The organism is Sediminicola luteus, assembly GCF_002514735.1.
Lineage (GTDB): Bacteria > Bacteroidota > Bacteroidia > Flavobacteriales > Flavobacteriaceae > HQA918.
Map to the genome: position 1 here is coordinate 258114 of NZ_NBWU01000005.1, position 14348 is coordinate 272461.

Sequence of the window (14348 nt, forward strand, 5' to 3'; positions counted from 1 at the left end):
TATGGGTTGGGCAAATGGCTTTTGGCGGTTTTTATTCGGAAACAACGATTCCGAATTTCCTGAAAATGGTCTAGAAGGCCTGACTACATTGGTCCGGGAAGCCAAAGTACCCGGTTTGGCCGTCACCGTGCTCCATAGAGGAGAGGTCGTACTTAACCAAGGTTTGGGGTATGCCCATTTGGGTGATAAAATACTGATTGATACCCAAAACACCTTATTTCGAATCGCAAGTGTATCCAAGCCCATAACCGGATTGGCTTTGGCGCAAATGGTCCGCGAAGGACTATTGGATTGGGACGATTCCGTTTATGAATATGTACCTGATTTCCCTCGTAAAGCTCACGATATTTCCTTACGGCAATTGGCTTCGCATACCGCAGGAATTAGAGGGTACAAAGGCATAGAGTATGGTCTGAACAGACCCATGACCCTAGCCGAAGGAATAAACTTGTTCCAAGACGACCCCTTGCTTTTCGAGCCCGGTACCGATTATTTGTATAATAGTTTCGATTTCTGTTTGTTGTCGTTGGCCATGCAAAATGCATCTGGTATGCCCTTTCCCGAATATGTAAGCCAAAAGGTGTTGTTGCCATTGGGTTTGGAAAAGACCCAAGCAGAAATAAAAAACGAGCTGCCGGAAAGTACGGCACATTTTTATACCCGCTTTAAAAACGGATTTAAGTCGGCTATTCCCGTAGATAATGGCTATAAACTGGCTGGCGGTGGGTATTTGTCCACTTCGTGGGAGGTGGCCCAATTGGGGCAGGCCCTTTTGGATGGACATATCCCGCAAGATTCCATCACAGAGGAAATGTTAAGGTCCCAAACGGTACAAGGTCGTTCGGTCTATTACGGAATGGGTTGGCAGGTGAGTAGCGACACCCAGGGTAGACCCTTTGTGGGGCATGTAGGCAATGGGGTAGGCGGTTATTCGGTTTTTTATGTATACCCGGAACAGCAAATGGTATTTTCCATTTTGATCAATTGTACCAATCCGAGGGTAGAGGTGGCGTTGAATGATTTCGTCGATACTACTATTCGAGAGCTATTTCCGTCAGTCTAATCTGGCCCAGATTGTCATGGTAAATTCTATTGGTTGATGAGTAATGTGAATCAAGGGTTAATGTTATCTATTGAAAAGCTATCGCAATTTCTCAGTGTAATTCTGCGTACCTCTGTGTAACTTGAGCCTAATGTAATGTTGCACGGAGTTTCACGGAGTAGCACAGAAGATCACAGCGTGTTCAAAACTTGATTCACCTTTGTAATGTTTTACTTGTTTTGACTACTCGAACTTTGGTTTAAAGCTTCTGGGGATTTTTTGTCGGATCGTGTAATTACCCGGTAAATACTACTGGTCGAATCGATTTGCATAGTCATACTGGTCATATCTGGAATGCCAAGATAACTGAACTGGTTCATGTTGATATCCATATGCTTAAAACTGGTTCCGGGCAAAAAACCGGCCGTGGTGTTTAGATCAAACGTACCGGTGGCTACGGTAAAATTGGCAAAATTGAATTTACTTCCTTTAGATTCCACCTCAATATGTGCATAGGCCTGGGGCGTTCTACTCGACCATAGTTGGCCTTCCTCCAAAACAATCCTTAAGGTGTCCAGACTTTCGTTGCGGTTTAAGGTAAGCGCGGCATTGTCGCGTACGATGATCTTAGGGCTTTGATCGGTGCTTAGGGTTATGGTCATGCCTTCCATGCGTTCCCGATAAAAAAGGGTATCGTTTTCAATCCGGAATTGAGAAAGGGTTAGGTTCGGTTTCTCAGATTTGGGTGCCGAGGCCGTAAGGGTGTTTTTAGAGGCAAAATCTATATAGCCTACCGCACCGCCTTCCATAACGATTACTGAGAACGGAGGTAATTCAACTTCCGACACGGTCATTTCTACCGTTTTATTCGCACTTTTTTCATGGGTTTTTGCCAGAATGTACATGGTTAGGACCGAACCGAAAAAGAATATGAGATAGGCAATAAAGATATATTTAGAGGTTTTCATTTTAATCGTTTTGTTGGATTTGTTGAATTAAGTCGGCCAGTTGGTTACTGTTTAATTGTAAGAGTTTTACTTTTTTAATGAGTCCGGGTAATTCATCTTGTATAAAGCTTTCCTTTTCCCGTTTTTGAATCTGGTTCACGGCATCTTCGGCAATAAAAAAACCTACCCCTCTTTTGTTTAGGAATACCCCAATTTCCTGTAAATAGGTGTAGGTGCGCATTACCGTATTCCGATTTACCTGTAAGGATACGGCCATATCCCTAACCGAGGGTACCCGATCCATGGCACCTAGCTCCCCGGCCAGTATCTGTTGGCAGAGGTTGTCGGCAATTTGGAGGTAAATTCCTTTTTTGGCTTTGAACTCCATGGCTAAATTTCTTTTTCTTTTAATAAATAATAGGCCAAGGGTAAAAAGAACAAACTCGAAAGGATGGTTATAGTTAGGAAGGTCAATACTCCACTGGATATGTCGAACAGGCTGTTGTACATGAAAAAATCTATTTCGAGTACATTGTTCAACATATAAGGGAAAAAAATGTGGGAAAGGGTGACCATAAAAACGAAAAGTCCAAAAAGTAACAGACTAAAGGACAATAAGGTTTTTAAATGGGCGTATTTTTTAAAGAAGGCGGCCCCGGAGAACAATAAGGCCCCAAGGGAAAGGGTGCCCAAATAGGCAAATAGCTCTGCCTCTGGATTAAGGTTGACATATATTTCCAGGAATTTGAATTCTTCAATTACCAGGCGGTCTTGTGGCCTAGTGATAAAATAGATGGCTTTGGCCGAATGAAAAGCCAGCCAAAAAACGCCCATGAACAAGAAAAAGAAAAATGGGATTCTCAAGAAGAGTTCCCAAAGATATTTTTCCAAACGGGAAACAGGTAGACAAAGAAAATTAATCGTTTTTTGTTTATTTCTAAAAGCAGGGAAAGCACCGCCGACCGCAAAGATTCCGGCCATAATCAGACCCACGGCCATAATGGGCTCAAATTGGTTTCGGCCAAAGCGTACCCTTCTATCCAGTAATAAAATATAATCGATTATAACCAAGGCCGCGAATAGGGCGAGCAATGATAGCAAATAGGTTTTTCCGTTAATTCTAAGGTCGTACTTTATGTAATTGGTAAATCGTTTAAATTGGAACATAATCGATAGTTAGATGGTTAGGGTAGGTTGGTGGCACAAGGCATTAAAGAGCAATTCGATATCCATTTCGGTATAGTCGTCGGTTTCGGCATATTGTAAAATATGGTATCCTTCCAGACATTTTTCATAGTATAATACCGAACCGTCTTCGGGTAGTACCGGGGTTTTAACAAACTGAAGACGCTGCGAGATCTGGTCAACACTTTGGTTGAGTACGATCTCCCCTCTTTCCAAAATCAAAATCCCATCTAAAATGTTTTCTACATCTTTTACCAAATGGGTAGAGAGAATAACGGTCTGTGCATCGGTTATCGATTCCACTAAAATCTTCCGGAAGATACTTTTCGACGGAATGTCCAAGCCGTTGGTGGGCTCGTCGAGTAACAACAAAGAACAACCCGTGGCCAGGGCAAAAGCCATCATGGCCTTTTTTTGTTGGCCCAAAGAAAGTTTGTCCAAACGGAGTTTGGGCTCCAATTCAAAATCTTTCAAGATACCTTGCATTTTTTCCGCATCGAAATCCGGATAGAGTGGCGCGTAGGCCTTGGTATAGGCAGCAATGCTTAATTGAGGTACGAACGGAACGTCGGGCAAGAAGAAGAGTTTAGATAGATACTCGGGTCTTCTTTGCATCGGAAATTGGTCACCTACTTTTAATTCGCCCGCTTTCGGAAAAATGAGTCCGGCCAAAAGATGTAGCAAGGTGGTTTTGCCAATGCCGTTCTTGCCCAAAAGCCCGATAATTCCTTTGTGTTCGATTTCAAAGGATAAGCCGGTAAATACGTCTTGGTTTTTTTTGTAGTGAAAGTGAAGGTTGTTGGTTTTTATCATGCCTAGTGAATTAGTGTACTAGTAAAGTATGACACAAATGTAAACAAAATTCCGATCTTGCCAAATGTTTATAAGATTGATTGAGTTAGGGATAGCTTGATTTCCATGGAATATATCAAGCCGATTCCTTATTTTTCAAGTAAAAGTATTGGTTATGCGCTACCTGATATTCATTTTGTTTTGTACATATTTTAATGGGATCCAGGCCCAAACAGGGGTTTCGGGTCAAGTAGATTTGGATGACACAATAGATGGAGTGCAGATTAAAGTCTTTACATATGGCTCGCAGGCCAAACTAAAAGACAGCTTACGATTAGTGGCCACGACACAGCCTGATGCAAAAGGATTTTTTGAATTCGATAGCCATTTGTTTTCAAAGAAAAACAGCCTGTATAAGATTCAATACATGGAAAAAGGAGGGAAAATTGCCGAAAAATCTTTTATCCACTCCCAGTCCGATGTTCTGCGATTTTCACTGGTAGATGGTGTTTTTGCCCATTATGAGTCGACCAATATGGCCGATAAAGAATGGCAAGGTTTTCAGCAATTAAAACTAAAATTGCTCGATTCTTTGGTCGCCCCAACAGCCCAAGTGGATTTGGATAAACGATTGGCCGGTTATACCAAAGACTCCGTTAAGGTATTGTATGTAAAATTATTGGCCCTGAACCAACTAGATCAACGGAATCTGTTGCAGTCCGATATCTCGGCCAACCCGTCGGCATATACTGTTTTACTAAAGGAATTACAAGCCAGTGATATTCCGGCTTTGGAGTATGCTTTTTTGGCAGATAGAATAGCCTTGGACTATGCCAAGGATTATCAGAAAAAATATAGCTGGAGTATGGCCTTGAACCTCTTTTTGCTTCTAGGGTTTGTTGTAAGCGGGGCGTATCTGTTCTATCGTAAACGGAAGCCAAACGGAACGGCCCATCTGTTAAGTAGCCAAGAAACCAAGGTGGAGGCGCTTATCTTACAGGGTTGTACCAATAAAGAGATCGCCCAAGAATTATTTATCAGTGTCAATACGGTAAAAACGCATATCCAAAACATTTACAGAAAGTTGGAGGTGGCCAACCGAAAGGAATTGATAGGGCGTTTTTCAAAAAAATAGGGGGACTAGTACCAAAATCACCCCGGTCTCGTACGGAAGTTGGGTTTCATTAAGCTTCCTTTGGTTCCATTCTAGTATGGTAACCTTATGTTCTCGAAAACCTTCGAAAAGTGGAACGTTTATTTAGGCTGGTCCGCTTTTTTGATTTCCCTGATCACCTACTTTATCACCGTGGAGCCCACGGGCAGCTTTTGGGACGCCGGTGAATACATAGCCACTTCGGCCAAATTGCAGGTGGGCCACCCCCCGGGGGCACCGCTCTTGCAAATGATCGGGGCCTTTTTCGCCATGTTCGCCCTCGAGGCCGACCAGGTGGCCCGTATGATCAACTATGTCTCGGGCGTATCATCGGCCTTTACCATTCTGTTCATGTTCTGGACCCTGACCAACCTATTGCGCCATTTGGTGGGCAAGGGTAAGGAAATGGGGCCATCGAAATCTTGGGCCGTATTGGGCGCCGCCATGGTAGGGGCCTTGGCCTTTACCTATTCCGATAGCTTTTGGTTCAATGCCGTGGAGACCGAGGTGTATGCCATGGCCAGTTTGATCATGGCCTTGCAATTGTACCTGGGCCTACGTTGGGTTGACGATATGCACAGCCCTAGGGGCAACCGCTGGTTGGTATTGATCTGTTTCGTGATCGGGCTTACCTTCGGGATACAGTTCATGGGCTTTTTGGCCATACCCTCGATCGGGCTGCTCTACTATTTTAAGAACTATAAAAAGGTGACCCCGCTCAACTTCATTTTGGCCAATGTGGCCGTGGTGGCCGTATTGATGCTGGTCTATAAGTTCTCGCTCACCTATGTGCTCAAGATCTTTGGTTGGGGCGAGGTGTTCTTCGTGAACAGTGTGGGGCTACCCTTTAATTCGGGCACCCTTATCGTGGGGCTGGGCTTTGCGGCGGCCTTTTATTTTGGGCTGCGCTATACCCGCCAGAACGGCTATAGGACCGCAAACACCCTGGTACTCTCGGCCCTGTTCCTGTTCTTGGGCTTTTCGTCTTGGCTTATGCTGCCCATCAGGGCCAACGCCAAGGTGGTGATCAACGAAAACGACCCTTCCGACGCCCGTTCGCTCTTGGCCTATTATAACCGGGAACAATACCCCGGGGTAGATTCGCCCGTCTATGGCGCCTATTATTCCGATATGTTCGCCCCTTCGGGGGATGACCGTGACGACAAGCCTAAATACGAAAAGAACCACAAGACCGGTAAATACGATATCGTGAACCGCTACGAGGGTGCCATACCCGGGCCCAACGAAAAACATGTGGGCCTTATGCCCCGTATGTGGAGCGAACAGCATGCCGAGAACTATATGCGTTATTTCGGGCCGATCGACTTTAAGATCAAGACCGAGTACCTGAGCAATGAGGAATTGCGGCAAGCCGTGGCCCAGCTCAAGGCAGGGCTGGCCAATGGCGATGTGGAGGTCTCGGAGTACATCCGTTTCCTTCGGGAGTTCCAAGATTTCGTGGAGGTGAAGCCCCCGAGCCTAATGGACAATATCGATTACCTGATCCGTTTTCAGTTCGGCTTTATGTACTGGCGCTATTTTATGTGGAACTTCACCGGCAAACAAGACGATGTACAGGGCCGTTACGACGAGCATGGCAACTGGCTCAGCGGTATCAACGCCTTGGACGAGATACGTTTGGGCAGTCAGGACAACCTACCCTCGGACATTGCCAACAACAAAGGCCGGAATACCTATTTCTTTCTGCCCCTGCTATTGGGTATCATAGGCATACTCTTCCAGATCAAAAAAGACCCCAAGCAGTTTTGGGTGCTCTTGGTGTTCTTTTTGTTCACCGGTCTGGCCATACAGTTTTACACCAACCCCTATATCTTCCAGCCTAGGGAAAGGGACTATTCGTTGGTGGGTTCGTTTTATGTTTTCGCGCTATGGATCGGGATCGGGGCCTATGGCCTGTACGATGGGTTCAAAAAATTCCTTTCGCCCAAGCTGGCCGCACCGGTTATCACCTTGGCCTGTCTGTTGGCCGTGCCTGGGCTTATGGCCTACCAGAACTGGGACGACCACGATAGATCGGGGCGTTATACCGCCAACTCTACCGCAAAGGCCTATCTCGATAGCTGCGCAAAAGACGTGGGGGCCATTTTGTTTACCACCGCCGATAATGAGATCTTTCCTATCTGGAGCGTTCAAGAGGCCGAGGGGTATCGGACCGATGTGCGGGCCTTGATCAGTGGCTATCTCAATTTTGATTGGTATATAGACCAGGTTAAAAGTAAGGCCTATAATAATGAGGCCATACCTTCGCAGCTGACCCATGAACAGTATCGGTATGGCACCCGCGATTATGTGGTCTATCGTAAAATGACGGAAAAGCGCTGGCATATCAAAGACTTTATGAATTGGATCGCAAGTGATGCCCCCCAGACCAAATTCAAATATGTGTTGGAAAAACAGGGCGCCGATCTTAGGGCTTATTCCGAAAATACTTTGGACTTGGTGTACTACCCCACGAACAAAATCCGAATTCCGGTAGATAAGAAGAAGGTCTTGGAAAAAGGATTGGTTCCCAAAACCGACGCCCATTTGATTGAAGATTATGTGGATATCGAAGTTTCGGAAAACGCCATTTCCAAAAGTAAACTGTTGATGTTGGATCTGTTGGCCAATAACGAATGGGAACGTCCCATTTATTTTTCCGGAGGGGTATATGACGATGCCGAATATATCTGGCTCAAAGATTATTTACAATTAGATGGGTTGTGCTATAAATTCGTGCCCATTAAAACCCCAAGAATCAATAAATTCGAGTTTGGAAGGGTAGATGCCCAAACGGGCTACGATATTGTAAAAAAATGGGAATGGGGCAATAGCGGCGATCCGGATGTGTATCTCGATCCCAAAAGCCGGCGCCAGGCCATTTCTTTCCGGATGTCTTTAAGTAAGCTTACGGAGGCCTTGATTACCGATGGGCAGTTGGATAAGGCGACGGACACCATAGATTTAGCCATGGAACATATGCCCGTGGACCGGTTTGGTTACTATTCCTTTGTTGAGCCGTTTCTAGAGGGGTATTATAAAGTGGGTGAAACTGAAAAAGCCCAGACCTTGTTTACACAATTGAAACAAGTCTATCAAGAATACCTCGATTATTTTGCCAGCCTTACCCTAGACGAGCAATATGAAAAGATCGAGGACATTATTGCCAATATGGAAGGCTACCGCCGCAACCTCGATATTTTGATCGAGAACCGAGACGAATCCTTGGTAGAAAAAGAGACCCAAGAATTCAATGGGTATATCGACAAGTTCAGATATTTTTTAGAATCGAGTCCTATTGGGTCAACTGATTGAACAGTGCTTCCAGGTTTTGGTTCTTGCGGTTCAGTTGCAGGGTTTTGAGTCCGTTTTCCTGGGCGAAATCGTATACGGCCGAGCGCATATCTTCTTGGGTATTGAACTTGATCTCGTATAGGAACCCACCTTGGTTTATGGCTTCTACCGCATGGGGTAATCGCTTTAGCAAGCCTTCTTCCACCCGATAATCGAATTCAACCTGTATCAACTGTTCTTGGTCTTGTTGCAGGGCCTTTAGACTTTTATCGGCCACCAACTTGCCTTTATTGATAATGATCACCCGATCGCAAACCGCCTCTACTTCCTTCATAATATGGGTAGAGAGTAAAATGGTTTTGTCCTTACCGATCTCTTTGATCAATTTTCTGATTTCCAAGAGTTGGTTGGGATCCAGTCCGGTGGTAGGCTCATCTAGGATCAATACTTCCGGATCATGCAAAAGTGCCGCGGCTAGGCCTACCCGTTGGCGATAACCTTTAGACAGGCTTCCGATTTTCTTATGGGCTTCCGGCTGTAATCCGGTTAATTCGATAACCGTATCAATTTTCGACTTTTCCGTTTGGTAGGCATCGGCACAAAATCCAAGATATTCCTTTACATACATATCCAAATACAACGGATTGTGTTCCGGCAGGTAGCCTATAGAGGCCTTTACCTGAGCTTTGTCCGCGACCACATCGTATCCGTTAACGGAGGCTTTTCCGGCAGTGGCGGTCAAATAGGTGGTCAAAATTTTCATCAGGGTAGATTTACCTGCCCCGTTCGGGCCCAGGAAACCGACGATTTCCCCTTTTTCCAAAGCAAAGGAAACTTGGTCCAAAGCGCGCTGACTACCATAATCTTTTACAATTTCCGAAACCGTAATCGACATAATCCTAAGATTTTTTAAACGTATTCCAAAAGTAGGCCTTTATGGTTTGTATTCGATGTGATTGTTGTAAAAAGCATCTAATATTGTATTAAAACCCAACCGGTTTGGGGTTTGGGCATCCCAATTTAATGCCAATGGGGTTTTAGCCGATTTTAATGGATAACCAATGAAGGCGTAATGAAAGTGCGAATATTCATTCAAAATCCTGAATTCGTGATAAAATCATAAAAAAAGGGTCGTCGGATTTGATTTTTGGATTTAATGGTTACCTTAGCCCTCGTTAATCGAAAGAAATGCAACGCAACTATTTTTGGAACGGATTTTACTTTTACTTCTTTTTTAAGAGAGGTACGGGACCGTTATAGCCAATAGTTGATTGGAAATATAAAGAAGAGTCCCGGAGAAAACCGGGACTTTTTTTGTTTAAAAGAGTTTGTAAATGAGTTTACGCATTGCGATACAAGGGGTAAGGGGATCTAACCACCATCAGGTGGCCAACGATTTCTATGGCAAGGACATTTCTTTGGTAGAATGTCTCTCTTTCGATGCCTTGGTAGATTCACTTTTAGAGAAAAGGGCCGATAAAGGTATTATGGCCATTGAGAATTCGATCGCCGGCTCTATTATACCAAATTATAATCTGGTGTACCATAATAACCTTCATATTATCGGGGAGTCTTATCTCAGTATCCATCATAACCTAATGGCTCTGAATGGGCAATCTATCGAAGATCTTGAAGAGGTACGTACCCATCCTATGGCGCTGTTGCAGTGTAAGACTTTTTTAAAGCAGCACCGTCATATTAAGTTGGTCGAAGATGTAGATACTGCCGAAACTGCACGTAGGATCCAGGCTGAGCAGTTGACCAAAGTAGGGGCCATTGCCCCCAAAATGGCCGCCAAGCTCTACGACCTATCGATTTTGGCACCGGAAATTCAGACCATTAAAAACAATGCGACACGGTTTATTATCGTGAAAACGCAGAACAAGGAATTGCCGAAAGAGGAAATCAATAAAGCTTCGGTACGCTTTGTTCTAGATCACAAACGGGGCAGTTTGGCTACCGTATTGAACGTGATGAGCGACTGTAATTTGAATTTAACGAAAATACAATCCCTACCTATTATCGAACATCCTTGGAAATATGCCTTCTTTGTCGATGTGACCTTCAATGGCTACGAACGTTTCCATAAGGCCAAGTCGCTTTTAGAGATCATGGCCGAGGAGTTCAGGGTATTGGGTGAATATAAAAACGCACGTCTATGAATATAGCGGCCAAACGGTTAGCTACCGTAAAAGAATACTACTTCTCCAAAAAATTGAGGGAAGTACGGGAATTGATGCAGGCCGGTAGGCCCATTATCAATATGGGTATCGGTAGTCCTGATCTGGCACCTTCCGAGCCTATTTTAAAAGCGCTTAAAGAAGCGGTAACCTTCGATGGGGCCCATCAATATCAGAGTTATCAAGGACTTCCTGCATTGCGCGAGGCCATTGCCGAGTTTTACCACGCCAAGTTTGGGGTAGATCTGAACAGTGCCCATGAGGTTTTACCCTTAATGGGGTCTAAAGAAGGCATTATGCACATTAGTATGGCCTTTTTAAACTCGGGCGATGGGGTGTTGATCCCCAATCCGGGCTACCCAACCTATGCTTCGGTAACCCGATTGGTGGGGGGCGAACCTATTTTCTACGACCTTAATGAAGAAGGCAATTGGTTCCCGGATTTAGAGGCCTTGGAAAAAAGTGATTTATCTAGGGTTAAGCTAATGTGGTTGGGTTACCCGCATATGCCAACGGGTGCCAAGGCCACGACCGAGCAGTTGGAGCGCTTGGTCGTCTTTGCCAAAAAACATGAAATACTTTTGGTGAACGATAACCCTTACAGTTTTGTGCTGAACCACGAACCTATGAGTATTCTTAGTATTCCAGGGGCCAAAGATGTGGCCTTGGAATTGAACTCCTTGTCCAAGACCTTTAATATGGCCGGTTGGCGGGTGGGAATGGTCATGGGGGCCGAAAAATATATTACCGACGTACTTAAGGTAAAGAGTAATATGGATTCCGGTATGTTCTACGGTATTCAAAAAGGAGCCATTGCGGCCCTAAACAGCTCCGAAAGCTGGTTTCAGGAACTCAATGAGATTTATGACCGAAGAAAGGAACTGATCCTGCAATTGGCAGACACCCTGGGCTGTACCTATGATGCCAGTGCGGCCGGAATGTTCGTTTGGGCCAAATTACCTGAAGGTATTACCGATGCCGAAGCCTTTATTAACGATATCCTATACGATAAAAGCATTTTTATTACCCCGGGTACCGTTTTTGGCTCCAATGGGGAAGGCTATATCAGGTTTTCGCTCTGCGTGTCCGAAGAAAAGATTAAAGAAGCCATAGCACGTTTTTAAGATGGAGGTATTTATCATAGGAATCGGATTAATAGGGGGGTCGTTGGCCAAGGATATTAAAAAACAACATCCGGAGGCTACCATTCACGGTATAGATATAAATGAAGGGCATTTAGATGAAGCTTTGGAAATAGGTCTTATCGATGCCAAAGCCACTAGGGCCGATCTTGTAAAGGCCGATTGGGTCATTATTGGGATACCGGTAGATGCCCTTACCCAAGAACTTGGCGGCATTTTAGATGCGGTTCCAGACGATGCCTTGGTACTCGATATGGGGTCTACCAAAGAACAGATATGTGCCTTGGTGGCCGACCATCCGAAGCGACGTAACTTTTTGGCCTGCCACCCTATAGCGGGTACCGAGTTTTCGGGCCCTTCGGCTGCCCTTGAAGGTTTATATGCCGGAAAGACCATGATCATTTGTGAGGTCGAGAAAACGGCATTTAAGTTGCAGGAAAAGGCCTTGGAACTTTTTCGGGAAATCGGGATGCGGGTACGCTATATGAATCCGGTGGCACATGACAAGCACATTGCCTATGTTTCGCATCTGTCGCATATCTCCTCCTTTATGTTGGGGAAAACGGTTATGGAGAAAGAAAAGAACGAACGCGATATTTTCGATATGGCCGGTTCCGGTTTCGAAAGCACCGTACGCTTGGCCAAAAGTTCGCCTGCTATGTGGGCGCCTATTTTTAGGCAGAACAAAACCAATGTGGTAGAAACCTTGAACGAATACATCCAAAACCTACAAGCCTTTAAAAACTTGGTTGAACAAGGCGATTTTGAAGGCATGTACAACGAAATGGAAGCGACCAATAGAATTAAAGATATATTAAACGGAATACCAATACTTAACAAATAGCTTTAGAAAATGGAAAACAAGAAAGAAATGCGCAAATGGCTCGATGACCTAGGGTTGGACCACCCATTGGTAATCGCCGGACCCTGTAGTGCCGAGACCGAGGAACAGGTGTTGAAAATTGCCCATTCCCTTAAAGATACCGATGTAAACTACTTCCGTTCCGGAATCTGGAAACCACGTACCCGTCCCGGAAACTTTGAAGGTGTTGGTGCCTTGGGGCTTAAATGGTTGCAAAAAGTAAAGGAAGAAACCGGAATGAAAACCGCTACCGAGGTGGCTAACCGCAATCATGTAGAGTTGGCCTTGGAGCACGATATAGATTTATTATGGATCGGGGCGCGTTCTACGGTTAGTCCTTTTATAGTTCAAGAAATAGCCGATGCCCTTCAAGGTACCGATAAGATCGTATTGGTGAAAAACCCGGTAAACCCAGATCTTTCGTTATGGTTGGGTGGTATTGAGCGTTTGTATACGGCCGATATCAAGAACTTGGGTGTAATCCACCGTGGGTTCTCTACTTACGAGAAAACCAAATACCGTAACAACCCCAACTGGCAATTGGCCATCGAGCTTCAAAGTAAGTTCCCCGATTTACCGATTATAAACGATCCATCGCATATTGCCGGAAAACGAGACCTCGTTTTCGATATTTCGCAAGAGGCCTTAGATCTTAATTTTGACGGGCTAATGATCGAAACCCACCACGATCCAGACAATGCCTGGAGTGATGCCGCCCAGCAGGTTACCCCAGAGCGTTTGGTGCAGATCATGAAAGATCTTACCATTCGTAAAGAAACCGATCCCGAGGCAGAATACAACAAAAAATTGGGCAACCTTAGGGCACAAATCGATATGATCGACAACGATCTGATCGAAATGTTGGGGAAACGTATGAAGGTATCCGATGGTATCGGGGAGTTGAAAAAACAAAAGAACGTTGCCGTATTACAAACCAACCGTTGGAACGCCATTTTGGGTAAAATGATCTTGGAAGGTGAAGGACACGGTTTAAGTGAGGAATTCGTTTTGAAAATGTTCAAGGCCATCCACCAAGAATCGATCAACCACCAAGAGAAGATCATCAACGGATAAGCTAGTATAGCTTGTGAATTCTGAGCTCCCCATCTTGTTTCTAGAGGGGGGGATGGGAGTGAGGGAACTCAAGTTATACCATCTCAATATTGAAATGGTATTAGGCATTTGTAGCTATAAAAAAAGCGGCTTTTCGGCCGCTTTTTTTGTGTGAGATCTACAGATTAGTTGTTTCGCTTAAAGATGTAACGGGTAATGAAAATACCTTGCCCATCACCTTTACCGCTATCACTTTCTACGGCACTGGTTACAAAAGCCAGTTCCCAACCCTCGGCGATCATGGTGTTGATCTTAGAGGTAATCAAAGCATCATTGGCGGCAATGTTCTGAAAACGGATGCCCCCGATATTAAAGAAGTTCAAAAGCTTCGTTTCCTCAAAGTCCTTCACTCGAATATCCTTACGGCTCGATTTGTTACGCGAATTGTCCTCAGAAGTTTGACTACTGGTGTATTGCGTGTAATCTTTGTCTTCATTGGCAGAGATCAATCGAGAACGGCCCAAACCGTTCGGAACTATAGATTCTACCGAAGTGATTACTTTATACTCCAACTGTGCATTAACTTCAACAAGACCAACAACCAATAAGGCTAGGGCCAAAACGTAGTTTTTCATATTGTATAGGATTTAAATTGAATTGAGTTATGGGTTTAACAAATCTAATGCCAAAATAGTATG

The 14348-nt window shown here is 44.6% G+C and carries 13 protein-coding genes; 7 read left to right on the plus strand and 6 right to left on the minus strand.

What is annotated here, in order from left to right:
- The first annotated feature begins 1 nt into the window (after position 1).
- Positions 2-1063 carry a serine hydrolase domain-containing protein gene (locus tag B7P33_RS16350; protein WP_097443297.1) on the plus strand — a complete coding sequence of 354 codons (1062 nt, stop codon included), beginning with the start codon at positions 2-4 and terminating at the stop codon, positions 1061-1063.
- A 209-nt stretch (positions 1064-1272) separates the two neighbouring features.
- Here B7P33_RS16350 and B7P33_RS16355 read toward each other — a convergent pair whose 3' ends face one another.
- The 4 genes from B7P33_RS16355 to B7P33_RS16370 are packed head-to-tail and all read right to left on the minus strand — an operon-like array spanning position 1273 to position 3987.
- A complete protein-coding gene (locus B7P33_RS16355; RefSeq protein ID WP_097443298.1) occupies positions 1273-2010 on the minus strand; it encodes a hypothetical protein in 738 nt (245 codons plus the stop codon).
- 1 nt (position 2011) lies between these two features.
- Positions 2012-2377: a GntR family transcriptional regulator gene (locus B7P33_RS16360; RefSeq protein ID WP_097443299.1), complete on the minus strand. Its 366-nt coding sequence runs from the start codon at positions 2375-2377 to the stop codon at positions 2012-2014.
- A gap of 2 nt (positions 2378-2379) precedes the next feature.
- Positions 2380-3156 (minus strand): hypothetical protein, encoded by a 777-nt coding sequence (locus tag B7P33_RS16365; RefSeq protein ID WP_097443300.1) that lies wholly within the window; start codon positions 3154-3156, stop codon positions 2380-2382.
- Positions 3157-3165: 9 nt separating this feature from the next.
- Positions 3166-3987, minus strand: a complete 822-nt coding sequence (locus B7P33_RS16370; RefSeq protein ID WP_097443301.1) for an ABC transporter ATP-binding protein — start codon at positions 3985-3987, stop codon at positions 3166-3168.
- A 154-nt stretch (positions 3988-4141) separates the two neighbouring features.
- Between B7P33_RS16370 and B7P33_RS19775 the strand changes: the two genes are divergently transcribed.
- Both B7P33_RS19775 and B7P33_RS16380 read left to right on the plus strand, forming a co-directional pair.
- Positions 4142-5101: a helix-turn-helix transcriptional regulator gene (locus B7P33_RS19775; protein ID WP_097443302.1), complete on the plus strand. Its 960-nt coding sequence runs from the start codon at positions 4142-4144 to the stop codon at positions 5099-5101.
- An 87-nt stretch (positions 5102-5188) separates the two neighbouring features.
- Positions 5189-8434, plus strand: a complete 3246-nt coding sequence (locus B7P33_RS16380) for a glycosyltransferase family 117 protein (protein ID WP_097443303.1) — start codon at positions 5189-5191, stop codon at positions 8432-8434.
- Here B7P33_RS16380 and gldA read toward each other — a convergent pair.
- A complete protein-coding gene (gene gldA / locus B7P33_RS16385; protein WP_097443304.1) occupies positions 8415-9308 on the minus strand; it encodes a gliding motility-associated ABC transporter ATP-binding subunit GldA in 894 nt (297 codons plus the stop codon). The genes B7P33_RS16380 and gldA overlap by 20 nt on opposite strands.
- 439 nt (positions 9309-9747) lie before the next feature.
- Here gldA and B7P33_RS16390 point away from each other — a divergent pair, with 439 nt between their 5' ends.
- The 4 genes from B7P33_RS16390 to B7P33_RS16405 are packed head-to-tail and all read left to right on the plus strand — an operon-like array spanning position 9748 to position 13671.
- On the plus strand, positions 9748-10575 hold the full coding sequence (locus B7P33_RS16390; RefSeq protein ID WP_097443305.1) for a prephenate dehydratase: 828 nt from the start codon (positions 9748-9750) through the stop codon (positions 10573-10575).
- Positions 10572-11717 (plus strand): pyridoxal phosphate-dependent aminotransferase, encoded by a 1146-nt coding sequence (locus B7P33_RS16395; RefSeq protein WP_097443306.1) that lies wholly within the window; start codon positions 10572-10574, stop codon positions 11715-11717. Before B7P33_RS16390 ends, B7P33_RS16395 begins: the two co-directional genes overlap by 4 nt.
- 1 nt (position 11718) lies before the next feature.
- Positions 11719-12579 (plus strand): prephenate dehydrogenase, encoded by an 861-nt coding sequence (locus tag B7P33_RS16400; RefSeq protein WP_097443307.1) that lies wholly within the window; start codon positions 11719-11721, stop codon positions 12577-12579.
- 9 nt (positions 12580-12588) lie between these two features.
- Positions 12589-13671 (plus strand): bifunctional 3-deoxy-7-phosphoheptulonate synthase/chorismate mutase type II, encoded by a 1083-nt coding sequence (locus B7P33_RS16405; RefSeq protein ID WP_097443308.1) that lies wholly within the window; start codon positions 12589-12591, stop codon positions 13669-13671.
- 164 nt (positions 13672-13835) lie between these two features.
- On the opposite strand, the gene B7P33_RS16410 is transcribed toward B7P33_RS16405, so the two are convergent.
- A complete protein-coding gene (locus B7P33_RS16410; protein WP_097443309.1) occupies positions 13836-14285 on the minus strand; it encodes a hypothetical protein in 450 nt (149 codons plus the stop codon).
- Between the last annotated feature and the right edge of the window lie 63 nt (positions 14286-14348).